The 24975-nt window shown below is 41.5% G+C and carries 21 protein-coding genes and 1 pseudogene; 8 read left to right on the top strand and 14 right to left on the bottom strand.

Features of this window, described 5'->3' with window-relative positions:
- Positions 1 to 72: 72 nt before the first annotated feature.
- The 5 genes from ispD to IHE35_RS07945 form a co-directional block, all read right to left on the bottom strand.
- Positions 73 to 786 (bottom strand): 2-C-methyl-D-erythritol 4-phosphate cytidylyltransferase, encoded by a 714-nt coding sequence (ispD, locus tag IHE35_RS07925; protein WP_242786900.1) that lies wholly within the window; start codon positions 784 to 786, stop codon positions 73 to 75.
- Complete coding sequence (locus IHE35_RS07930; protein ID WP_242786901.1) at positions 755 to 1138, bottom strand: septum formation initiator family protein; 384 nt, start codon at positions 1136 to 1138, stop codon at positions 755 to 757. Before IHE35_RS07930 ends, ispD begins: the two co-directional genes overlap by 32 nt.
- 13 nt (positions 1139 to 1151) lie before the next feature.
- Positions 1152 to 2441: a phosphopyruvate hydratase gene (eno, locus tag IHE35_RS07935; protein WP_242786902.1), complete on the bottom strand. Its 1290-nt coding sequence runs from the start codon at positions 2439 to 2441 to the stop codon at positions 1152 to 1154.
- Positions 2442 to 2503: 62 nt separating this feature from the next.
- Complete coding sequence (kdsA, locus tag IHE35_RS07940; protein ID WP_242786903.1) at positions 2504 to 3364, bottom strand: 3-deoxy-8-phosphooctulonate synthase; 861 nt, start codon at positions 3362 to 3364, stop codon at positions 2504 to 2506.
- A 32-nt stretch (positions 3365 to 3396) separates the two neighbouring features.
- Complete coding sequence (locus tag IHE35_RS07945; RefSeq protein WP_242786904.1) at positions 3397 to 5034, bottom strand: CTP synthase; 1638 nt, start codon at positions 5032 to 5034, stop codon at positions 3397 to 3399.
- Positions 5035 to 5261: 227 nt separating this feature from the next.
- Here IHE35_RS07945 and IHE35_RS07950 point away from each other — a divergent pair, with 227 nt between their 5' ends.
- Positions 5262 to 5696, top strand: coding sequence for an internalin (locus IHE35_RS07950; protein WP_242789977.1), 435 nt, complete (start codon positions 5262 to 5264; stop codon positions 5694 to 5696).
- 28 nt (positions 5697 to 5724) lie between these two features.
- On the opposite strand, the gene IHE35_RS07955 is transcribed toward IHE35_RS07950, so the two are convergent.
- The 3 genes and pseudogenes from IHE35_RS07955 to IHE35_RS07965 all read right to left on the bottom strand — a co-directional run bounded on the left by IHE35_RS07955 (position 5725) and on the right by IHE35_RS07965 (position 9555).
- Positions 5725 to 6873, bottom strand: coding sequence for an alpha/beta fold hydrolase (locus IHE35_RS07955; protein ID WP_242786905.1), 1149 nt, complete (start codon positions 6871 to 6873; stop codon positions 5725 to 5727).
- A gap of 74 nt (positions 6874 to 6947) precedes the next feature.
- A pseudogene (locus IHE35_RS07960) lies at positions 6948 to 7350 on the bottom strand (nuclear transport factor 2 family protein).
- Between the two features lie 180 nt (positions 7351 to 7530).
- Positions 7531 to 9555, bottom strand: coding sequence for an NADPH-dependent 2,4-dienoyl-CoA reductase (locus tag IHE35_RS07965; RefSeq protein ID WP_242786906.1), 2025 nt, complete (start codon positions 9553 to 9555; stop codon positions 7531 to 7533).
- A gap of 167 nt (positions 9556 to 9722) precedes the next feature.
- On the opposite strand from IHE35_RS07965, the gene IHE35_RS07970 reads away from it, so the two are divergent.
- From IHE35_RS07970 to IHE35_RS07985, 4 genes are all read left to right on the top strand, one after another.
- Entirely contained in the window at positions 9723 to 10277 is a 555-nt protein-coding gene (locus IHE35_RS07970; protein WP_242786907.1) for a PadR family transcriptional regulator, read from the top strand.
- Positions 10278 to 10301: 24 nt separating this feature from the next.
- Positions 10302 to 11231: an alpha/beta hydrolase gene (locus IHE35_RS07975; protein ID WP_242786908.1), complete on the top strand. Its 930-nt coding sequence runs from the start codon at positions 10302 to 10304 to the stop codon at positions 11229 to 11231.
- A 17-nt stretch (positions 11232 to 11248) separates the two neighbouring features.
- A complete protein-coding gene (locus IHE35_RS07980) occupies positions 11249 to 11956 on the top strand; it encodes a Sir2 family NAD-dependent protein deacetylase (protein ID WP_242786909.1) in 708 nt (235 codons plus the stop codon).
- An 82-nt stretch (positions 11957 to 12038) separates the two neighbouring features.
- The gene (locus IHE35_RS07985; protein WP_242786910.1) at positions 12039 to 12938 is read left to right on the top strand and encodes a LysR substrate-binding domain-containing protein; all 900 of its coding nucleotides are present in this window, start codon (positions 12039 to 12041) and stop codon (positions 12936 to 12938) included.
- Positions 12939 to 13292: 354 nt separating this feature from the next.
- Here IHE35_RS07985 and map read toward each other — a convergent pair whose 3' ends face one another.
- Positions 13293 to 14087 (bottom strand): type I methionyl aminopeptidase, encoded by a 795-nt coding sequence (gene map / locus IHE35_RS07990; RefSeq protein WP_242786911.1) that lies wholly within the window; start codon positions 14085 to 14087, stop codon positions 13293 to 13295.
- Positions 14088 to 14427: 340 nt separating this feature from the next.
- Between map and brnQ the strand changes: the two genes are divergently transcribed.
- Positions 14428 to 15714, top strand: a complete 1287-nt coding sequence (brnQ, locus tag IHE35_RS07995) for a branched-chain amino acid transport system II carrier protein (protein ID WP_242786912.1) — start codon at positions 14428 to 14430, stop codon at positions 15712 to 15714.
- A gap of 585 nt (positions 15715 to 16299) precedes the next feature.
- Positions 16300 to 16515 (top strand): hypothetical protein, encoded by a 216-nt coding sequence (locus tag IHE35_RS08000; protein ID WP_242786913.1) that lies wholly within the window; start codon positions 16300 to 16302, stop codon positions 16513 to 16515.
- Between the two features lie 109 nt (positions 16516 to 16624).
- Here IHE35_RS08000 and IHE35_RS08005 read toward each other — a convergent pair whose 3' ends face one another.
- Positions 16625 to 17083 carry a hypothetical protein gene (locus IHE35_RS08005; protein ID WP_242786914.1) on the bottom strand — a complete coding sequence of 153 codons (459 nt, stop codon included), beginning with the start codon at positions 17081 to 17083 and terminating at the stop codon, positions 16625 to 16627.
- Positions 17084 to 17199: 116 nt separating this feature from the next.
- On the opposite strand from IHE35_RS08005, the gene IHE35_RS08010 reads away from it, so the two are divergent.
- Positions 17200 to 18069, top strand: coding sequence for an alpha/beta fold hydrolase (locus tag IHE35_RS08010; protein WP_242786915.1), 870 nt, complete (start codon positions 17200 to 17202; stop codon positions 18067 to 18069).
- A gap of 458 nt (positions 18070 to 18527) precedes the next feature.
- Here the strand turns inward: IHE35_RS08010 and IHE35_RS08015 are convergent, their stop codons facing one another.
- The 4 genes from IHE35_RS08015 to IHE35_RS08030 form a co-directional block, all read right to left on the bottom strand.
- Positions 18528 to 18872 (bottom strand): helix-turn-helix transcriptional regulator, encoded by a 345-nt coding sequence (locus tag IHE35_RS08015; RefSeq protein WP_242786916.1) that lies wholly within the window; start codon positions 18870 to 18872, stop codon positions 18528 to 18530.
- A gap of 769 nt (positions 18873 to 19641) precedes the next feature.
- Positions 19642 to 20532, bottom strand: coding sequence for a cation diffusion facilitator family transporter (locus IHE35_RS08020; RefSeq protein ID WP_242786917.1), 891 nt, complete (start codon positions 20530 to 20532; stop codon positions 19642 to 19644).
- 57 nt (positions 20533 to 20589) lie between these two features.
- Positions 20590 to 23760, bottom strand: a complete 3171-nt coding sequence (locus IHE35_RS08025; RefSeq protein WP_242786918.1) for a CusA/CzcA family heavy metal efflux RND transporter — start codon at positions 23758 to 23760, stop codon at positions 20590 to 20592.
- Positions 23750 to 24973 carry an efflux RND transporter periplasmic adaptor subunit gene (locus IHE35_RS08030; protein WP_242786919.1) on the bottom strand — a complete coding sequence of 408 codons (1224 nt, stop codon included), beginning with the start codon at positions 24971 to 24973 and terminating at the stop codon, positions 23750 to 23752. Before IHE35_RS08030 ends, IHE35_RS08025 begins: the two co-directional genes overlap by 11 nt.
- Positions 24974 to 24975 lie beyond the last annotated feature (2 nt).

Here is a 24975-nt window from a genome sequence, read left to right on the forward strand (position 1 = left end):
CGAAATTATAAGTTAAAGCAGCGGAGAATTGAGCGCCACTGCTCTATTTATTATGTATTTCTTCAAATAAATTTAGGCTTGTGCTGCCAAAATCAGACGAGCCAGTTCCAGATCATCTGGATAGGTAATTTTGAGATTATCAGATCGACCCTGTACCACACGTACAGAATCCCCTACATGCTCCAGTGCACTGGCTTCATCGGTAATAGTCGCACCATCTTGTAATGCCTGTTCAATGGCACGTTTTAACTGACCCAGTTTGGCCATTTGTGGTGTTTGTGCCTGCCACAAAGTCGAACGGTCAACCGTGGTTTCAATATCGTGACCTTGTACCACACGTTTTAGGGTATCACGTACCGGGATTGCCAGTATCGCCGCCTGATCAGTTTCAGTCGCCGTATTAACCAGATCAGTCAATGCATTTTGACTGACACATGGACGTGCCGCGTCATGCACCAATACCCAATCCTCTTCTGAAGTGATTTCCGACAGGTAAGTTAAGGCATTGAGGACCGAATTGACCCGCTCGGTACCACCGGTGCAGAAATGGGCTTTGTCCTGATTGGAAAATGCCAACGTCTTGGCCACATCATCCTGACTGCCGATCGCCAGCACATAACCCGTCAGTGGAAGCTGATTCAAACGTGCAACCGTATGCTCAAGAACAGTACGCTCTTGAATCATTTGATATTGCTTTAGTTCTGTTTTAGAAAATCTGCTACCCGAACCTGCAGCTGGAATAATGGCCCATAATTTATGGTGTGCTTGGATTTTCAGCTGACTCATTGGTACGCAGGTCTACTTTAGAATTTTCGAGATAAATCGGTTTATATTGAGTGCTAATGGTACTCATCTGCACAAAGGTCTCATGCGGCTTAATCAGGCCCAGATCCAGACGTGCATGTTCTTCGATGGCTTGATCACCATTTTTCAGATCATAAACTTCAGCTGCCAGTACGCGGTTGCGCTCTTTCAGCTCGTCATTCAATTCTACTTGTTGTTGTATTTTCTGTGTCAGTGCCTGATGGTCTCGATAACCACCCTCACCAAACCAGTATAAATATTGAAACCCTGCGATCGCAAAGATCGCAAGGCCCAACAGTACTTTACTCATCAAAGAGTCGAATACATTTAACATCAACGATAATCGCTTAGTTCAAACCTTTGAATTCAGCTTTACCGCGATATGCAGCATTAGTCAATTCTTCAATACGAAGTAATTGATTATATTTCGCTACGCGGTCAGAACGGCAAAGAGAACCAGTTTTGATTTGACCAGCGCCAGTACCTACTGCAAGATCCGCAATTGTAGAATCTTCAGTTTCGCCTGAACGGTGAGAAATCACAGTTGTGTAACCGTTGTCTTTTGCAAGATAGATTGCATCAAGAGTTTCAGTCAACGTACCGATTTGGTTATATTTGATCAGAATCGAGTTACCAACTTTTTCGTTGATACCACGTTGAAGGATTTTCGGGTTTGTTACGAATAGATCGTCACCAACCAATTGGATCTTGTCGCCAAGAATAGAAGTCAGGTAAGACCAACCTTCCCAATCAGACTCGTCCAAACCATCTTCAATTGAGATAATTGGGTATTGGTTTACAAGACCTGCAAGGTAGTCAGAGAATTCGTTGCTAGAGAATGCTTTGTTGCCTTCACCTGCAAGAATGTATTGACCATTTTTGTAGAATTCTGAAGATGCACAGTCAAGCGCAAGCATAATGTCAGAACCAGCTTTGTAACCAGTTTGAGAAATTGCTTCAAGAATTACAGTAATTGCTTCTTCGTTTGAACGTAAGTTCGGTGCAAAACCACCTTCATCACCTACAGCAGTGTTTAAACCTTTTTTGTTTAATACTGATTTAAGTGAGTGGAAGATTTCAGCACCAGCGCGAAGCGCTTCAGAGAATGAAGTGAAGCCAACTGGCTCAATCATGAACTCTTGAATGTCAACGTTGTTGTCTGCATGTGAACCACCATTGATGATGTTCATCATTGGTACAGGCATGATCAAGTTGCTGTTGTTACGAAGGTCTGCGATGTATTGGAAAAGAGGAATTTTCTTTTCTTCAGCAGCAGCACGCGCAGCAGCTAAAGACACTGCTAAAGTTGCGTTTGCACCTAGTTTTTCTTTGTTCTCAGTACCGTCAAGCGCGATCATCGTATTATCGATGTCTTTTTGTTCGAATACTGATTTGCCCACTAACGCATCACGAATCACTGTGTTTACGTTGTTTACAGCAGTTTTAACGCCTTTACCTAAGTAACGCGATTTATCGCCATCACGAAGTTCTAAAGCTTCACGAGAACCAGTTGAAGCACCAGATGGTGCACATGCACGGCCAACTACGCCAGATGCTAAGATAACGTCCGCTTCGATGGTTGGGTTACCACGAGAGTCCAAAATTTCACGTGCACGAATGTCAACGATTTGACTCATGAACTATTCCTCAGTTGATTAATAAAAATGATGCGTCAAAAACGACGCATCAAGGTATTCAATTAATGTGTATCTAGCTTAGCAAAACCTTTGACCAAGCTATCCAATTCTTTCAATTGCGCCAAGAATGGTTCAAGTTGTGACATACGCAATGCACAAGGACCATCACATTTGGCTTTTTCAGGATCTGGATGTGCTTCTAGGAACAGGCCTGCCAGTCCTGTTGCCATACCTGCACGTGCAAGTGTCGTGATCTGGGCACGACGGCCACCCGCAGAGTCAGCACGACCGCCTGGAGTTTGCAGCGCATGGGTCACGTCAAAGAACACAGGCACATTCATTTCTTTCATGATATCGAAGCCCAGCATATCTACAACCAGATTGTTGTAGCCAAATGCTGAACCACGTTCACACAAAATCAGTTTGTCATTGCCTGCTTCTAAACACTTATGCAGGATATGACGCATTTCATGTGGCGCAAGGAACTGGGCTTTCTTGATGTTGATGATGGCTTGAGTTTTAGCCATCGCTTCAACAAGATCCGTCTGACGACTTAAAAACGCAGGAAGTTGAATAATGTCAGCCACTTCAGCCACAGGTGCCGCTTGATACGGTTCGTGAACATCAGTAATGATTGGCACATTAAAGTGTTTTTTAATGTCAGCTAACCACTCCAAGCCTTTTTCAAGACCTGGACCACGAAACGAGTTTAAGCTCGAACGGTTGGCTTTATCAAAGCTGGCTTTGAATACATACGGAATACCTAAACGTGTACAAATGTCCACGTAAGTTTCTGCAATTTCAAATGCCAAGTCTTTAGACTCAAGCACGTTCATACCGCCGAATAATACGAATGGCAAATGGTTCGCCATTTCGATATCGCCTAAACGTACGATTTCCTGTGGTTTTAATAATTCTGACATTTCAACTTCCTAGTTTTACTCAATACACCAAATTATTTGCTTTGATGCTGTTGTTTCGCAGCGCCAATGAAACCAGCAAACAATGGGTGACCATCACGTGGCGAGCTGGTAAATTCCGGGTGGAATTGTACCGCAATAAACCAAGGGTGTTCAGGAATTTCAACAGTTTCAACCAAACGCTGGATCGGTGAATAACCAGAAATCTTCATGCCTTTTTCTTCAAGGACAGGAATGTAACGGTTGTTCATCTCGTAACGGTGACGGTGACGCTCAATAATTTCTTCTGAACCATAAACTTCAGCTGTTTTTGTACCAGCAACCAGTTCAGATTTTTGAGCACCAAGACGCATCGTACCGCCAAGGTCTGAGTCCGCAGAACGTTGTTGAACTTCACCACGCTCATCTAACCATTCAGTGATCAAACCAATCAATGGAGATTTAGTCGAACGGTTGAATTCAGTAGAGGTTGCGTCTTCAATACCCGCAACATTGCGCGCATATTCAATCACAGCCAACTGCATACCTAAACAGATGCCAAGGAATGGTACGCCGTTTTCACGTGCGTATTTAATCGCTTGCATCTTGCCTTCAGTACCACGTTCACCGAAACCACCTGGTACAAGAATCGCATCAGCATCTTTCAACACTTCGTTTACGTCCTGGCTTTCAAGTTCTTCAGCATTGACGTAATCGATTTGTACTTTCACGCGGTTTTGAATGCCAGCGTGTAAAAGCGCTTCGTTCACTGATTTGTAGGCATCTGGAAGTTCAACGTATTTACCAACCATTGCAACACGCACTGTGTATTCAGGGTTCAGTAAAGATTCAACCACGTTGTCCCAGTCTGTTAAATCAGCTTCAGGAAGATCGTTGTAACCAAAACGTTCACAGATCAGATCATCAACGTCTTGTTCGTAGAATGTACGTGGGATTTGATAAATTGTGCGTGCATCTTTACACACCACAACTGCACGTGCTTCAACGTTGGTGAACAATGCGATTTTACGTTTAGTATCTGCATCAACATCATATTCTGTACGACAGATCAAGATGTCTGGCTGAATACCAATCGACAGAAGTTCTTTAACAGAATGCTGTGTTGGTTTGGTTTTTAATTCTGCTGCAGACTTAATGTATGGGAGTAACGTTAAGTGCATCAACATCGTGCGCTTGTGACCAAGTTCCACCATTAACTGACGTACAGATTCCATGAATGGGAGAGATTCAATGTCACCTACTGTACCGCCGATCTCTACGATCGCAACGTCATAACCTTCACCAGCGCGAAGTACACGTTCTTTAATATTGTCAGTAATATGTGGAATAACTTGCACAGTACCACCCAGATAGTCACCACGGCGTTCTTTATTCAGAACATCCTGGTAAACACGACCTGATGTGAAGTTATTCAGTTTGGTCATTTTCGCACGACGTAAGAAACGTTCGTAGTAACCCAAGTCTAAGTCTGTTTCAGCACCGTCTTCTGTAACAAAAACTTCACCATGTTGGAATGGGCTCATCGTCCCTGGATCGACATTAATGTATGGATCCATTTTTACCATGGTCACTTTTAAACCACGGGCTTCTAAAAGTGCAGCAACAGAAGCAGCTGAAATACCTTTACCTAGTGATGATACAACACCACCAGTAACGAAAATAAAATGGGTCATTGGGTTTCTCGTACAATCGAGCCTAAATCGGCCTGCAATGTTGCGCAATTTTACTTTACCTTGCACCTAGAAAGCAAAGTCAATCCGCATCAATTCAAAGAACAATAAACAATTGATTATTCTAACAGCATTTCCGATAAAAAATTAGAGTAAGTTCAGATCATTTCTATCTGGTAATTTACTGCTATAATATTGTAATCCCCTCTACATTTACCTATGAAGTAATGATGAATAAGAAACTTTTAATCTGTGGCGCTCTTGCAACTGGACTTTTACTTACTGCGTGTGTGAAGAAAGAAGCTCCAAAGGAAGAAGATCAGACTGAAGTTGCTGCAGCATCGGAAGCAACCCCAGTAGAACAGCCAAATTTTGAAACACTGGAACCAGCAGAGCAAGATCAGCCTTTGATTGAAGAAGTTCCTGAAACAGTTGAAGTAATTCGTGAAGAAACACCGAATACCACAACTGAAATTCGTCGTGAAACTCGACCTGCTCAGAGCACTTCTGCTACAGATCCAGCAGCATCACAACCTGCTCAAGCACCAAAAGCCCAGGATTCTGAGACTGAGTACAAGCCTAGAACCAATTCAGGTGCAGAACAGTCAGAGGATGATGCTGTGGCGGAAGCCATTGCAGCTGCTATGCCAGCGCTTGAAAACTGATTTAGTCTTTTTAATAAAAAAACCCGGCTTATGCTGGGTTTTTTATTGCCGTATATTCAGGTTCAGCGTTTTCTATTTCTGTCGCCGCAATAGAAAGCTGTTTCAAATACTGTGCCATAAGACGAGTGGCCCATGATTCAGTTTTAGTTAAGCCTTGATAGAAACCGCAATGACTGCCTTTTTTCGTTGTCACTACAATAATATTCGGCATGGCAAGGATGCGGTCTTTATAGGGATGCAGATTGTTGATATGACAGACCGGATCATCTTCTGCATTCAGAATCATCAATGGGATTTTGACATTTTCAAAAACATAAATTGGGTTGGTGGCTTTAGTATAGCTTTCATAATCTTGAAAACCAGCCATTTTAAAATACAATTTTTCAAAGTCAGCAAGATTTTGTACCGAAAGAATCTCCTCCCAAGAAGGCAAGGTTTTCCAGACGTCCTGATACGGATGAATAAAGCGTTTTAACAGTTTTTTTGCCATTACTTTGCTATAAAAAGGATGTACATAAGCAAAGCCACTTTCAGTGTTATAGCCCGGACACAGTGCAAAGGCTGCTTTGAGTGGGGTCTGCTCACCTTCTTCTCCCAGATAACGTACCAATAGACCTGTCCCGGCGGAAGAACCTACGCCATACAGTTCCGATTGCGGAAATTTATCCTGAATATAAAGTAACTGTTCACGTAAATCCTGAGTAGAGCCAAACAGGTTCATTTTCGGAACAGGCATCGGCAAATTGGCATGACCACGGCGTAAACAGAGTGCCACTCGCCAACCCGTATGCAGATGCAGATCTCTGACCAGTTCACTCATTGATTCTGGTGAACCGGTAATGGTATGCAGTAAAACAATGGTCGGCGTATCTATTGGCAGGTTGAGTCCATACCAAGCAATGCCGGTGATTCCACCATCAGACATATTCAGCTGCTCAATCGCATCATATTTAAGTTTGATGGTTTTCTTTTTGATCAGATCAAAATACAGAATATGGGCATGCGCATTGCATAGCCACGGTGTAGGACGGTATTTTTGCTTTAATTGTGGCAGATGATTAATCAGATTCTGAAATACGCCATTCGGGTTGTAATATAAAGTAGGCGTATCTGCACCAATCACACGGTCAAAATATTCACCTGAAAGCTGAACTACTTTTTTTATCAACATTTTCATTTGTCTTTCCATCCGGTTATCCTTCAGTGACTTACAAATTTTATGCCGGATTGTATGATCGCTCTTGAATCAGACTATTTTTGAAAGGCCATCATCCGCTGCCCCATTTGTGCAGCAAGCGCTTCAAGACCTGACTTCGGTCGAATCATCACTTCAAAATCGATGATTTTGCCTTCATCATTGAACTGAATCATATCAATACCCTTTAATTTCTTATCCTCCACATTGGCAGAAAATTCAAGTACAACATGGTTACCGTCATCCGAATAGAAAGTACGGTGATAAGTAAAGTTCTCAAACACCTGAATCACATTAGTCAGAATAAAAAAGACCACAGGCTTACCGGAATATGGATTAAATGCCTGGTGAGCGGAATACTACTTCATCTGCCAGCAACTCATTCAGGATAGTCATGTCACGGCTGTCCAGCATGTCATGCCAGCGTGCGAGTGAGGCTTGGGTGGTTTGTAAGGTCATTTTTGGGTTCCTTTTTTTTGTTTTGATATTTCATTTCTATATAAATCCCCCCTGAGCGAGACTTAAACACTGCTTTAAGTCAAAGCTCAACAAAGGGAGGTTGGGAGGGATTCTCATATTTTAATCCCCCTAAATCCCCCTAAATCCCCCTTTTGCAAAGGGGGACTTTTTTTAAAGGAGTTAAATCTTCGCCGCCAATTCAGCACCTTGACGAATCGCACGCTTGGCATCCAGTTCGCCGGCTTCTTTAGCACCCCCGATCAGATGTACATTTTTGCCCGACTGTTTCAATTCATCGAACATCGCAGTATAAGATTCCTGACCTGCGCAGACGATGACATTATCTACTTCAAGCAACTTTGGCTGACCGTTGACTGTAATATGAAAACCCTGATCATCCACTTTTTCATAGCTGACACCCGGTATCATTTTTACATGACGGTGTTTCAGACCTGTACGATGAATCCATCCGGTGGTTTTACCTAAGTCTGCACCCACGGATTTTGCTTTACGTTGCATTAAGTAAATTTCACGACTTGGCTGCTCAACACTTGGCTGTTTTAAACCACCAACATTGTCATAATCTGTATCAATCCCCCATTCATCATAGAATTTTTGCGGATTGACACTGCCGCTTTCACCTTCATGACTTAAGTATTCCGCTGTATCAAAACCAATACCACCTGCCCCGATAATCGCCACACGCTGACCTACAGGCTTACGCTCTTTTAGCACGTCCAGATAAGACAACACTTTTGAATGATCAATACCTGGAATATCCAGTTGACGTGGATTCACCCCAGTCGCTACCACAATATCATCAAAGTTCGAAGACGCTAGCTGTTCAAAAGTCGCTGTATGATTCAGTTTGAGCTGAATACGTGGTTGCAATTCGATTTGGCGTTTGAAATAACGAATGGTTTCGTAGAATTCTTCTTTGCCTGGCACAGTTTTAGCAATATTAAACTGACCGCCGATCTGATTGGATGCTTCAAACACAGTGACATGATGACCACGACCTGCGGCATAAATGGCAAAACTTAAACCGGCAGGACCTGCCCCAATCACCGCAATATTTTTCGGTGTAGACACTTCTTTAAAAATCAATTCAGTTTCATAACAGGCACGTGGATTGACCAGACAGGTTGCTATCTTCATCGAGAAAATGTGATCCAGACAGGCCTGATTACAACCAATACAGGTATTAATTTCATCACTACGACCCTGCTCCGCCTTTAGCACAAACTCTGCATCGGCTAGCATTGGACGTGCCATGGAAATCATATCAGCATGACCGGCAGCCAGGACATATTCAGCCATTTCCGGCGTATTAATACGGTTCGAGGTAATCAGCGGAACCTTGACTGAACCTTTTAGTTTTTCCGTCACCCAGGTAAAGGCTGCACGTGGCACTTTAGTTGCAATGGTTGGAATACGCGCTTCATGCCAGCCGATCCCGGTATTGATAATCGTTGCACCTGCTTTTTCGATTTCCTGTGCCAGCTGAATCACTTCTTCCAGCGTTGAACCACCTTCGACCAGATCCAGCATCGACAGACGGTAGATGATAATAAAATTCTCACCCACACTTTCACGGGTACGGCGCACGATTTCAATCGGGAAGCGGATACGGTTTTCATAACTCCCCCCCCATTCATCATCACGATGGTTAGTGCGAGCAGCAATAAACTCATTGATCAGATAGCCTTCCGATCCCATGATTTCTACACCGTCGTAACCCGCATATTGTGCCAGCTTGGCACAGTTGGCAAAGTCATCAATGGTTTGTTGCACTTCCGCTGAGGTCAACGCATGTGGTTTTACAGGGTTAATCGGTGCTTGAACTGCCGACGGCGCGACATTTTCAGCCTGATAGGAATAACGTCCGGTATGCAGAATCTGCATGGCGATCTTGCCACCTGCATCATGCACGGCCTGGGTAATCACTTTATGCTTTTCAGCTTCTTCAATGCTGTCGAGTTTAGAACCACCCTGAAAAGTCACACCATGATCATTCGGAGAAATACCACCGGTCACGATCAAAGCGACACCACCTTTGGCACGTTCAGCATAGAATGCTGCCATACGATCATAACCACCCGGTGCTTCTTCTAAGCCTACATGCATAGAACCCATCAGGACCCGGTTTTTTAAGGTGGTGAAGCCCAGATCTAATGGGGCAAGTAAATGCGGATACTTTGACATTTTGACTCCTTAGCGTGCCTGTCAGCTGGCTATTTTTATGAGGGCTGATGTGAAATTCCTCTCATTCATCAGCTTTTATGCAACTTGTTGCATTAATTTATAGTTCAGAATTGATTTTTATGCAACATGTTGCATAATAATCCTGAGTCATTTTTCTCGAGACGTTTATGTCTTTATCGCATGTTCTATTGACCAGTTTACTGGAGAAGCCAAGTACCGGTATTGAGTTAGGACGTCGCTTTGACCGTTCGATGGGCTTTTTCTGGAATGCCACCCATCAGCAGATCTATCGTGAACTGAATGCCATGTTACAAAAAGGCTGGATATCGACTATAGAAGATGAAGACAGTGGTTCACGCAAAAAGACTTATCAGGTAGAACGTCCGGGGCGTGAAGAATTGGCCAACTGGATGCTAGAACAAAGTCCACCGGCTCAACTGCGTGAAGAACTTATGGTGCGCTTACGTGCTGAAGCACAAATGGGCAGCAATAGCATCTTGCCGGAACTGGAAAGACACCTAGCGTTGCACCGGGAAAAACTGAATATTTACCGTCAGATTTTTGCCAAAGATTTTGCAACAGCTGACGAAAGCAACCGCACACTGTATATTCATAAAATGATTCTGCAACTGGGCATCGATCTGGAAATCGGGTGGATTAGCTGGTTAGAAATCATGATTCCAAAATTAAAACAATTTAATAATAATGACGCTGCTAGCTAGCATATAAAAATAAGGACTCAGTCTATGTCATATTACAAAATGCCCGATGGCGAAATGCTTTTTGTACGCGAATATGGACAGGGTCAGCCTGTACTGGTGTTGTCTGGCCTGGGCATGTTGAGCTGGCAATGGGCGGCTTTTCTCTATCCACATCGGCATCAGTTCAGATTTATTATTCCTGAATGGCGCGGTTTTGGTGCTTCCAGTGATTGCAAGATTCCAGATATGGATGCCATTTCTAGTCACTGGCTGGATGTGCAGTCCGTGATGCAGCAGTTACATCTTGATAAGGTGATGGTAATTGCCTATTCCATGGGTGCCACCACGGCCATGCATGGCATGCACTATGGTGATTTTGCTGAGCATATCACTGCCTATCTGCATATTGACCAGACCCCAAAAATCCCGGTAGATGACAGTTGGGGCTATGGCCTGTTTGGTGAACATCATCCGGTATTTATTTCTATTCTGACCCAGATTTCAGAATTACTGGCACCACATCAGAATGTAAAATACATTAAAGATCTGGACAGTAACACTCGCCATCAGATTGCCAAACTTTGGCTGCAGTTTATTGGCTTGCAAAATGACAATAAATACAGCCTGAAAGCCTTTGAATGGATTCTGAATCAGCCACGCCTGCAAAGCTTGTTATTACCTTCAAACCGGGTCGACTATATGACCTGGTATATCAATAATTATCTTTACCATCGAGAAGATTACCGGGCAGCGATCCAGAAACTGCAATGTCCAGTCACTTTCCTCAGCGGCACACAATCCAAACTATATCCAGTTGAAGGTCAAACCCTGATTGCCCAAAGCATTCCACATGCCAAACAGGTACGTTTCGAAAAATCCGGTCATACCCCGCTCTTGACTGAACCAGTCAAATTTAGCAAGGAAATCGCGGCATTTTTAAAAGCCAATGCCAAGCATAGTCATCAGGCAGCTTAGAGGAGAAAAGAAACAAGATGAAAAAACTGGTGGTCTTTTCTGGTGCAGGCATGAGTGCTGAAAGCGGAATTAATACCTTCCGTGATAGTGATGGTCTTTGGGAACAGCATCGTGTAGAAGATGTGGCAACACCAGAAGCATGGCGACGTGACCCGGCACTGGTACAGCGTTTCTATAATGAACGGCGCAAAAAGATTCTGGCTGCACAGCCCAATGCTGCGCATCAACTGATTGTCACGCTGGAAAATGCTTATGATGTGCATGTGATTACCCAGAACATTGATGATCTGCATGAGCGTGCTGGTAGCACCAAAGTCATTCACCTGCATGGCAATATCCGGCTGGCAAAAACGTCTGGACCAAAGGCGCAATACACCACCGAGTTTTATCCGATTGAGGGGGCTGAACTGGATATAAATAAACACTTTTGTAAGGATGGCTATCCGCTGCGTCCGCATGTGGTGTGGTTTGGTGAAGCTGTACCTGCGTATGAAGATGCACAGGACTGCATTCAGGATGCTGATATTTTTATTGTGATTGGTACCAGCTTACAGGTCTATCCAGTTGCTGGCTTGATTCATGAGATTCCATCGAATTGTAGCGCTTACTATATTGATCCAAAAGCCGATCAGCAGCACTTGCCTTCGCAGTTTGAGAAAATTGCCATGAATGCTACTCAAGGCATGCAATACCTGAAAGATAAGCTGCTGAATGAAGCTATATAAGCAATAAAAAGACAAAGTCACCTTGACACGTTGAAACAATAATTTTTTAATCAGTTCATTGTTGCGTATATGGAATGAACTAATGCTGACGGATCTGGATGATTTTTATTGTTTTGCCCAAGTTGTAGAACATGGTGGCTTTAGTGCAGCAGAACGCGCCACTGACATTCCTAAATCCAAACTCAGTCGCCGGGTTTATAATCTGGAAGAACGCCTTGGTGTTCGGCTAATTCAACGCAGCTCACGTCATTTTGCTGTCACCGATATCGGTATGAATATTTATCGTCATGCCCAGGTGATGCTCAGTGCTGCCCAAGCCGCCCATGATCTGGTTGATCATCTCAGTACTGAACCACGTGGCATTATTAAACTCAGTCTACCTGTTTCGATTGCGCAAAACGAAATCGCGCGAATTCTACCGGCGTTCCTGAAACAATATCCTGAAATCAAAATTCAGATGATGGTAACCAATCGTCGTGTAGATATTATCAATGAAGGTTTTGATATTGCCCTGCGTGTGCGCTCCAGTCTGGATGATGATCCAAATCTGGTGATTCGTCAGTTTGACCAGATCGAACAGCATCTATTTGCCAGTCAAGGCTATCTGAATGAATTTGGTCACCTGAAAAATCCAGAAGAACTTTCTGAGCATAAAATTCTGAGCATGGCAGATGAACATACCGAACAGTTTCTGGTATTACATAACAGCAAACAGGAACAAAAAAAGATCCGTGTTATGCCAACAGTACTCGGTTCGGATCTGAGTATGCTGGCACAACTGGCTGCTTCAGGCTGTGGCATTACCCTGTTACCTGATAACGTGGTGCAGCAATATGTGGAACGTGGTGAACTGGTACGTGTACTTCCGGAATGGAAAGCAGCACATGGAATTTTCCATATGGTATATCCATCGCGACGTGGTTTATTACCTGCTGTGCGGGTTTTTATCGATTATCTGGTAGAAAATTTACATCATGACTGAATCATGTTCATAAATCAGCAAGTAAAAAAAAAGCTCATCCACGAGAGATGAGCTAGTCAGAGTCACTACAGCATTAAGGGCTAACAACATTTACTCTGTAAATCAAAAAAATATAGAGCTTAGATTGCTCTCTTATATTTTCATCACTTGATTCTATTAACGCCAATAAATAAGGGAGATGGATACAAGGTATCTATTCACTATATAGGAATATAGAGAATGAATATCATTTACTCCACTGCAAGCTGTAGTGTTTTGTATCGTTTTGAAAACATGTGTATATGCTCATTTACAATTAAAAAAAGCACTGATGCATTAAAATCAGTGCTTTTTAACACAGGAATAATCTTTTATTTAGATTTCAGGATAATCACCTGTACCTTCTGGCCATGGCGATAATAATTCAAAGCCTGTATCTGTTACATAGACCATATGTTCCCACTGAGCAGATAACGATTTATCTGCAGTGACGACTGTCCAGCCATCTTTAAGTTCTTTAACCCGTGCTTTGCCTAGATTCACCATTGGCTCAATTGTAAACACCATGCCTTTTTTCAACACCAGCCCCTGACCCGGTTGGCCATAGTGCAGGATATTTGGCTGTTCATGATAAACCTTGCCAATACCATGACCACAGTATTCACGCACGATACTATAACCTTCGCGATGTGCCACAGATTGGATTGTATAACCAATATCACCTAAAGTTGCACCCGGTTTGACGGCATGAATACCGGCAACCATTGCTTCATAAGTCGTTTCAACCAGTTTCTTTGCTTCAGCTGAAGGCGTACCGACATAGTACATCCGGCTGGTATCACCAAAATAACCATCTTTAATAATCGCAACGTCGATATTGATGATATCGCCATCTTTTAATACGGTAGTTGCTGATGGAATACCATGACAGACCACTTCATTGGGTGAAATGCAGGTGGTTTTGGTATAGCCGTAATAGCCCACATTTGCCGGAATTACCTTGAGCGTATTCACAATAAAGTCATTACAGATGTCATCCAGGTATTCTGTCGTGACACCCGGTTTCACATGCTCCCCGATCATCGCCAAAACCTCAGCAGCCAGTCGGCCTGATATACGAAGTTTTTCGATATCTTGTTCAGTTTTAAGACTTATCGTCGAAGCTCTCATGTGCTTATCCTCAGTTTGAATCAGTGAATTATAGTCCTTTTTCTATCTCCATGCTGCACTTGTATTTTAGGATCCAGCTTTCTAAAAGCCACATCCAGGTAAATGTGATGAGTATTTATCCAACTGGCTCTCCCACAAGTTTTAAGCGTTTTTATGTCTGATATGTAGCAAAATTCTAATTATTAAATAAATTTCAAATATATATTTCTACCAAGATTTGGATACTTGGTATTTCGATGATCAAGATCAGTAAAATCAAGGCTTTTAGCAACAAAATAAACTCCAAAAATTGACCCATTTCCTCTAAAATCGCTTTCTTTTGTTCGTTTATTCTCCCTCTATGACAAGTCTCCGTACTCGGGATATTGTTGCCTTAGGTTTTATGACCTTTGCACTGTTTATTGGTGCGGGTAACATTATCTTTCCACCGATTGTGGCTCAACAAGCCGGTGAGCATGTATGGTTAGCTGCTCTAGGTTTCCTGGTTACTGCAGTTGGCCTGCCTGTTATCACCATCGTGGCATTGTCTCGTGTTGAAGGTTCAATCCAGATCTTAAGCTCTCCCTTAGGTAAAGCCGCAAGTCTTTTACTGACTGTGGTCTGTTATCTTACTGTTGGACCTTTATTCGCAACACCACGTACTGCAACCGTTTCTTATGAAATTGGTTTCTCATCTTATTTTGGCAATGAGCCAAGTAATTTGCTGATCTATAGCGTGATCTATTTTGCTGTGGTGACACTGGTTTCGCTGTATCCAAATAAAATTCTGGATACTGTGGGTTACTTCCTGTCTCCATTGAAAATTATTGCCTTAATCATTTTAGGTGTGGCTGCAGTTCTCATTCCTGCCAGCAATCCACCTGCTGCGATTGGCAATTATGTTTCTAGCCCGGTCACCGAAGGCATCGTCAATGGTTATCTAACCATGGATACTTTGGGAGCATTGGTCTTTGGTATCGTGATTGTGCGTGCAATTACTTCTCGTGGGGTCACTGACCGTAAGCTGATTACCAAATATGCGGTAAATGCTGCCATTATTTCCGGGATCGGCCTGACCCTGGTTTACCTCAGCCTGTTTAAATTGGGTCTGGGTAGTCATGAAGTTGCCCCAAATGCTGCCAATGGTGCGATTATTCTGCATGCTTATGTACAACATGCCTTTGGTGATATGGGTGCCTATTTCCTTGCAATCATGATCTTTGTTGCCTGCATGGTCACTGCGATCGGCCTGACCTGTGCATGTGCTGAATATTTCTCATCGATTACTCGTTTACCATACAAAGCCTTTGTATTTGTTCTGGTTGGCTTCTCGCTGGTGATTTCAAACCTCGGTTTGACCAAACTGATTGCCGTTTCTGTGCCTGTACTGAGCGCGATTTATCCGCCTGCAATTGCATTGATCCTGCTGAGCTTCTGTGGACATTTCTTTAAAAAGCCTGCTGAAGTTGTTGCACCGACCACACTGGTTGCATTTATCTTCGGTATTTTTGATGGTCTAAAAGTTGCCGGTTTTGATTTACCTGCTTTACTTCAGAATTTACTGCTTTCTGAACAAAACATGGCATGGTTAATCCCAGCCCTGATTGTTCTGGTGATTTCAGCTGTGATTGACCGTATCAGAAACTAATCTTTCTGGGCAGTGTCAATAAATCGTCTTTTTACCCAAAATACGATTTAAGCGCGATCAATAATTGTCAGGTTTTACCCAAACGGGCACTTATTGGTTCAATTCACTGCATGATGATCAGTAACCAAGCGTTTAATTGAATAAAGTAGATAAAACTTCATCTGAGAAATAATTAACTCATTCTTTTGAACAAGTTGTCACAATCATTTTCAAAATTATTAAATTTCATTAACTTATATCAATATTCCAACAATTTTTATAAATTTTAGCATCCCACCTACATGCGTTTACATGATCTTCCCAGTAAACCACATATTGTGGCGTAAAATTTGCATTTTTCCGCTTGTACCATTTAGCTTTTATTACCTAACTCGTCCTTAAACCCAATTTAAGCACTTAAATGGTCCAGATAAATTGCTACTTTGACAATTTTTATGGTTCTACGACTAAAGTTGCTGTATTTCTCCAGCACAATTATTCGAAGCTATTGAAAAGTTCTAGTATTCGCAGTACAACTGTATGTTCAATTCTGATCAATTCACTCAGTTTTGGACATCAATAACACTAAAAATAGGAGGGATGGAGATGTTATCAGTACATTTCAAAAAGCAAGTCTTCATTGACGCTCTTAAAGCCAATTCTAACCTTGTGGTGTTTTTAAGCACTACTTTTGCGCTGATGTTGACTTTAATCGTTCACTGCGTAATTCAAGGAAATTTAAAAGCAGAGTATTTAGCATATGCGCTGATCGTCTCGGCTGCATTTTACCTATGGGTGGTCATTGACCAGAAATATCGCTAATCAACCTTGATGTTGAACCATATGGATGACCTGGCCACTCATCCATATGGTAGAAGAAAAAGAAAAGTCCAATTCAATTTTTTCCCCTTCCAATTAGAATAAAAATAACCTAAAAAAGTCCTTGCGCAGCGCCCCAAAGCAAAATTCCGGTTCCACCCAGCTCTGCTACAATTAATCCAATCATTGCCAAAGTCATTAATATGCCCGGTAATTGAAACTTGCCGACTTGATGCGGTTTTCTGAATTGATTGATTGTATCTTGCAACATGCCATGCAGGATATAAGCACCGATTGAAAAGCTAAAAAAAGCCAGATTCAATACCACACAGATCAGATTTACAGTCTCTGAAAATTCAGAATAATAAGCCAGCACTGCAAGAATCAGTGCTGCTGGTGCATACAGCAAGCTACTACGATGGGCAATATCGACATAATAATGTGCACGCGACTGTGCTGAACTGCGGATCTGCATATATTTCCATACCCCTGTCAGCATGCCCACCCACAAGAAAATTCCACTAAATAAAATGGCCAGTTTAACTGCCAGACTAAGTTCAATTGGCTGCATATCTTAATTCCATTAAGTTCATTGTCTTGACTTTTTAGTCATATTTTAAAGCTGTCCCTGCTCGGAACTGGTGTAGATTAATTCTTGATAATGATTCCAAAAATATAGTGTAGCGCATGTCTGAATTTGAAACATTAACCATGAGGTGCAAGGATGGCTATCCATTGACAGCACGCTTTTACGCCGCCAATGAAGCCACCCGGAAAGCTCTACCTGTCCTGGTTTGTCCCGCGACCGGGATTACCGCTCAGTTCTATCACAGTTTTAATGTGTGGCTGCAAGCACAAGGTTATGATGTCTTATGTTTTGACTTCCGTGGTATTGGTCAGTCTTTGAATGGTCCTTTAAAGGAATCCAAAGCCAGCATCGTGAAATGGGGACAGTTAGATATTCCAGCAGCAATCAATGCTTTGCTAGATAAGACACACGCCCAAAAAGTCATTCTAGTGGGTCATAGTGCGGGCGGCCAGTTACTCGGGATCGTACCGAACTATGACAAAGTTGCTAAAGTTGTCGCTGTTTCTGCATCAACAGGCCATATCAAAGGTCTTAAAGGACGTACCAAATTACTGGCCCCGCTCATGTTTGATGTGATTTTTCCACTTTCACGTTTCACCATCGGTTATGGTCCAACCAGCAAGATTGGCATGGGTGAAAACCTGCCTAAGGATGTGGCTAAACAATGGGCCCAGTTCTGTAGTAAACCCGGTTATGTCATCAATGCGATTGGCAAAACAGTTGCAAATACAGAAAATCATCATGAACAGATCACCTGCCCGATTACAGTGCTGTGGAGTACGGATGATGAAATTGCTACTGAAGCCAATGTCAAAGATTTAATCCGTTTATACCCGAATGCTAAGACCGAAATGATTGAATTGAAACCACAGCAATATGGTCATAAAGGTATTGGTCATATGCTGATGTTTAAACGTAGCCATCAGAATTTATGGCCTGTAATTGAACAGGAAATGGCTTCGATATAACTTTTTAGTTTGTGCTTTATACCATCAGGCCTGTAACCCGACCTGGTGGTTTTTTTATGAATATGATTTTCACTTTTTAATTTTCTAAATCAAAAAATAAGGTTTGAATACACCTCACTCAAGCCAATCTTTACATCAGGATTAAAATGAACACAAATAGATCAGCTATTGAGAATCTGCTGACGAAAATAAGATATTCATATCAGTTCATGCAGATCTGTGTTCTAATACAGACAGTATGAGATGAGCCTTATATGAGTATCACGCGAGTGATACGACTAGCCCCTAACCATGGGGCTTTTTATTTATTAAAATCAACAATATACACATAATTGGCGGAATTTTGGCGTAAAAATAATATTCAAAGCACAAAAAATACCAAGTTATTAATTGTTTTAAATACTTTGGATACTAAACTTTCTTGCCTCATATTACAGCATAACTTATACCAAGACATATCACCAGTCGCTAGGCTTGGACTGGCTAGCTTCTTTTATTTTTTTATTTCCTCCTGATGCCTTCTTTCGTATATTTCCTTTCATTTTCAATAATTGTATTGGGGAAATAGAGGGTGCTGGTATAAAGATATTTAAATTATTTGTCATTTCTAATGCCCTCATAATGGCAACCAAGTTTTCTAAAGTTACTTCTCCTTTTTCCGCATTCATGACTGCTCTTCTCGAAACCCAGGCCTTTGAAGCAACTTCTTCCTGTGTTCTATCAAGATTTAAACGCACACGCTTTAGTCGCTCTCCAAGAATGCTTGCGATGTATTGTGCGCTATCATCTCTTGAAAACTGCATGTATCCCTCTCTATTCAAATAGCCTTCAAAGACCAGAACTGTACTTCTTATAAAAAGCGAGTTGGTAGATGCAAAAAATGGACTTAAATGGACTTTTGTTTATGAATAAGTAGCAAATTTTGTAACTACCTAACAATATATTCTGTACTACTTATAGTATCGACTCACACTAAACTTTTGATAGTAGTAATACCATCAAACTTATTGACTTATTAAGAGCCTCTTCAATTTAATTCAGGTTGTTTATCTTAGTCGATCTACTGGTAAGTTTTGCATAATAATCACTCCCCCACGAAGTAACTAATTAAAAACAGCATGGGTGCTCAGATGCAATCTGCTGTGCTGATATCAACATATAATTTAAGTAAAACTCATTGACTAGACCCCACAACTTTTGATCAAATTTTAATAAAAATGAAGCTAATCTAGTACCACGATAAAATCATTGGGTAAACTCACCCAAATGATTTTAATAATTATTTTGGTAAATAAAAATAAAACTTACCGATGCTGAATGTAGAAAAGCTCAACCTAGGTCAAACTTTATCGTTTCTCAGATGAGAATGGCTTATCACTATTAATTTGTATTAGGTATTTAGAACAGAATTGGAAAAGTAACATGATCACTAGCAAAATTTTTCCGCTAATAAATTGTCCAACAATGCCTTCAACCAACCTGTATAATAACTCATACCTACACCATTTTTACAGAATTGACCTATGTCAAAATTACCTTTGTAATTACAAATATGCTTTTTTACTTAGCATTCTAGTGCCTATGCCAATTATCATCTTCAATTTGCAGTGTCATATCACTGATATGATGGCGTTCATGAAGTAGATGAAAAGCCTGATCGTATAATTGTTTTTGATCTACATCAGGTGCAACCAAATGCACAGTCAACACCACCTTTTTTGACGTAATCGCCCACACTTTTAACTCATGAATACTTTGAACCCCTTCTAAGCTTAATAAATCTGATCTTAACTGCTCAATATCAATTTCTTCAGGTACACCTTCTAACAAGATATGGATACTTTGTTTCAATAAAATCCAAGTTCTTGGCAGCACCCAAAACCCAATCAATACTGCAATCAGCGTATCAATCCACATCCATCCTGTGAAATAGATGATTAAGGCACCAATAATGACGCCAACTGAACCTAAAGCATCACTGAGCACCTCTAAATAAGCACCTTTAATATTGAGACTTTCTTTGCTACTCGAGAGCAATATTTTCATTGAGATGAGATTAATGATCAGCCCGATTGTTGCCACAACCAACATTCCAATGCTTTGAATTTCAGGAGGATTATCAAAGCGCTGATAGGCTTCAAATAATATATACAGCGCAACAACAAATAACATTAATGCATTAAATAATGCAGCCAAAATTTCAAAGCGTTGATAACCAAATGTACGCTTATCATCTGCAGGTTTTTGTCCGATTTTAATTGCTACCAAAGCAATCGCAAGTGCCGCCGCATCTGTCAACATGTGCGCAGCATCAGAGAGCAGCGCCAAACTTTGCGTGATAAATGCAGCGATGACTTCAATAATCAAAAATGTGCTGGTTAATGCTAAAGCGATATAGAGTTTTTTGGCATTTTTTTCTGATGCTTCAAAATGACTGTGGTCATGTTGATGTGAGCCGCTCATCGTGCTCTCCTTATTATTGATTATTCAAGCGAAGCCGAAGCATTCGCTTGAATATATTTATACTGAATAAGTTTTCGTTTCTAGTGGCTGATTGTCTTGTTTAATATTTATCCAACGATATAAAACAGGTAATAAAATCAATGTTAATAACGTGGATGAAATAATGCCGCCAATGACGACTGTCGCTAATGGTCGTTGTACTTCAGCACCTGTTCCTGTAGCAAGTGCCATCGGTACAAAACCAAGTGATGCAACACAAGCTGTCATTAATACAGGGCGTAAACGCAAGATAGCCCCTTTCCATACCGCTTCATCTAAACTGTATTGCTCTCGAAGTTCTTTAATAAAGGTCAGCATCACTAGACCATTCAGCACAGCAACACCCGACAGTGCAATAAAACCAATGCCTGCTGACATGGATAATGGAATATCACGTAGCCAAAGGAATAAAACACCACCTGTTAAAGCGAATGGTACGCCTGTAAATACCAAAAGACTCTCTTTAACATTATGAAATACTGCCATGAGCAAAATAAAGATCGTCAATAAAGCCAATGGAATCACAATTTGCATACGTGATTGAGCTGAAGCTAAATTTTCAAATTGACCACCATATTCAATCCAATAACCACTTGGTAAATCATAGGTGGATAATTGATTTTGTAATTCAGTTACATACGAACCCAAATCACGCCCTTCAACATTAGTTGTCACGACAATACGACGTTTACCATTTTCACGGCTGACTTGGTTCACCCCTTCGATGAGACTGACTGTTGCAACATCGGCTAAGACAATTTGCCCCCCACTAGGAAGCTGAATTGGCAACTGAGCAACAGTTGCTACATTTCGATCTTGATCAGTTAACCGAATCTCAAAATCAAAACGTCGATCACCTTCTAATATTTCACCCACATTTTGACCACCAATACTGGTTGCCACAAGGTCTTGAATTGAACGCACACTCAAACCATATTGTGCAGCCAAAGCTTTATTTACCTCGACATTCAGTAATGGTAAACCTGAGGTCTGCTCGACTTTCACGGCACTGCTACCTGATATTTGCTGAATGATTTTAGAGATTTTGGTCGCCTCAGTATTCAGAACCTCCATATCATCACCGAATATTTTCACACCAACATCACTACGTACACCTGAAATTAATTCATTAAATCGGAGTTCAATCGGTTGAGAAAATTCACTATTATTGCCTGGAATCGTGGCTAAATACGTCACCATACGGCCACGTAATTCATCTAAACTTTCTTTAGGATTTGGCCATTCTGAACGAGGCTTTAACATGATATAGCCATCTGAAATATTGGGTGGCATGACATCTGTTGCAACCTCGGCTGTCCCCGTTCTGGCAAATACTGCCTTAATTTCAGGGAAACTCTTTAAAAGAAGCTTTTCAGTATTCTCCTGAATACGTAAAGACTCTTCTAAGCCTGTACTTGGTGAACGCAACTGTTGTACCGCAAAGTCTCCTTCACTGAGCTGTGGTGCAAATTCACTGCCGAGTTTGGTACTGATGAATCCCGTAATCACTAATAAACACAGTGCAAAAGTCAGCACAACTGCTTTGTATTGATAAGCCTTATCAAGAATTTGCTGATATTTAGCTTTGAGCCACAACATCCAACGACTTTCTTTCTCTTGAATATCGCCTTTGACCCACAGCGCCACCGCAGCAGGTACAAAAGTGATTGATAATATAATGGCTGCAACAAGTGCGAGTACAACAGTCAGTGCCATTGGATGGAACATTTTTGCTTCCACACCAGTTAAAGCAAAAATCGGAAAATACACCACTAAAATAATCAATTGCCCAAAAATCAAGGGACGTCGAGCTTGGCGTGCGGCTAAAAAGACCTCTTTAAAACGCTCTTGTTGAGTGAGTTGTCGTTTTAACTGTTGCTGAGCGGATGCCAAACGACGTATACAGTTTTCAACAATGACCACTGCCCCATCAACAATAATCCCAAAATCTAAAGCACCTAAACTCATGAGATTGGCACTAATATTTTTTTGCGCCATGCCTGTTAAGGTAAATAACATCGATAATGGAATGACACAGGCGGTAATTAAAGCGGCACGAATATTCCCAAGAAATATAAACAGAATGATGATGACTAAAATGGCACCTTCAACCAAGTTTTTTTGTACCGTTTTAATTGCCTTTTCTACCAAACTGGTGCGGTCATAGACGGTTTCAATTTTAATCCCTTCGGGTAAGCTTTTCTGAACCTCTTGGATCTTAGTATCTACCGCTTTGGATACTGTACGGCTATTTTCGCCCATCGCCATCATGGCAATACCTAGCACCGTTTCTTCACCATTATAGGTTGCGCCACCTGTTCTAAGATCATGACCAATTGCGACTTGAGCAATATCACCTACACGGATTGGACTACCGTTCGGACTTGCAATCATGGTGTTTTCAATATCACTGATATTGTTCAGTGTACCCGGCACACGAACTGTGAGTTGCTGACCATTTTCCTCAATAAAACCTGCACCACGATTTTCATTGTTCAGTGTCAATGCTTGCTGTAATTGATCTAAACCAATATTTAACTGCTGCATACGACTCAGATCGGGTGAAACAAGATATGTTTTATTAAAGCCACCAATGCTGTTGATTTCAGCCACGCCTTTGACACGTTGCAATTGCGGTCGAACAATCCAATCCTGAATTTCCCTTAAATCCATCGCTGTATAAGTAGAGCCATCTGCTTTTTTCGCATTCGGTTCAGCTTTAACGACCCATTGATAAATTTCCCCTAAGCCAGTCGATACAGGTGACATAGTGGGTGAAACTTGATTGGGCAGTTCTGCCTGTACCTCTTGCACACGTTGGTTAATTTGTTGCCGTGCCCAATATATATCCGTACCGTCTTTAAAAACCACAGTGACTTGGGATAACCCATAACGTGAAATTGAACGTGTCAGCTCCAAATCTGGAATACCTGCCATGGCATTTTCAATCGGATAGGTAATCCGTTGTTCTACTTCAAGTGCAGTAAAGCCATTGGCTTGGGTATTAATCTGCACTTGGGTATTGGTAATATCAGGCACAGCATCAATCGGCAATTTTTGATAACTATAAATGCCGACAGCTATCCATGTGCAGACAAATAACATCACCCAAATGGCATTTTGAATTGAAAACTGAATAATGCGCTCAAATAATCCTTCAGGACGAGGTAAATCATGATTAGTGTTCATGGCCAGCCTCATCTTTTTCTAATTCAGACTTTAATAAAAAACTGCCATCAGCAATGTATTTCTGCCCTTCAGTTAATCCAGAAATGACTTCTAGCCATTGCCCATCCTGACTGCTCACGCCCACTTCAATCGGCTGTACTTTCAGATGAACCTGTCCTTTTTCTTCAGACTCAACCACGAATACCACAGGCTTTCCTTCCACCTGCTGTAAGGCTTTTTTCTGAATTCTTAATACTGTTTTTGTTTGTGCATCAGTCACAAAAACATTTACCAAAACATTTGGACGCAGTACATCTGCTTGTGTAGTGACTTTGGCACGGACTTGTAAACGCCCTGTTTGTACATCTGCTTGTGAATTCAAGATTTGTACTTTAGCTTGGTAGTCTTGATCAGAACCATTGATTTTAAACTTTAAAATTTGCCCTGCTTGAAGCTGAACATTTGAGGTATTGGGTAGATTAAATTCCAACCAAAGGTCTTTTAGATTTTCAATCACAAAAAGCTGATCCGCCACTTGGACATTTTCACCGACAACTATGTCTTTTTGACTAATCATGCCTGAAATAGGCGCACGAATAACAAAGCGTCCATTTTGCCCAGTTGAACCAAGTGCTTTTAAACGGGCTTGTTGAGATTGCACTGTAATTTGGGCTTGGCGATAGGCATTTTCAGCACGTTGCAAATCTTGTTTTGCCGAAATACCTTGTGACCACAACTGTTGTTCACGTTGATATTCTTGTTGTGCCAAACGCAGACTTGACTGCGCCATGCTTAAGTTTGCTTGCTGGTCAATTAATTCAGGCACAGAAAGTACAGCAAGCGTTTGACCACGTTCTACGTATTGCCCCAGTGCAACATGAACTTGCTCAACATGACCACTGAAATTCGGTGAAATATGCGCTTGCTGATCCGTATTCACCACCAATTTTCCTGGGAGAGTTACAAAGCTATTTACCTGCCCCTGTGTGGCTGTTTCAACTTTAAGCCCATGTTCCACCATCTGCTGAGCTGTCAGCTGTATTTCGCCTTCTTCACTATGTGAATCTACCGTATTTTCTTCAGCATGTTGCTCAGTTTCGCCTTCATGTTCATGCGTATCATTTTTTTCATTGCGGTTACTCAACCAAATCCAAAGGCTGATCAAAATAGTCAACCCGATCAAAACACTGATTAAAATGGGTTGAGAGATTTTTCCAAATTGATGTTGTTTCATGA

Source organism: Acinetobacter sp. ASP199, from assembly GCF_022700675.1.
Lineage (GTDB): Bacteria > Pseudomonadota > Gammaproteobacteria > Pseudomonadales > Moraxellaceae > Acinetobacter.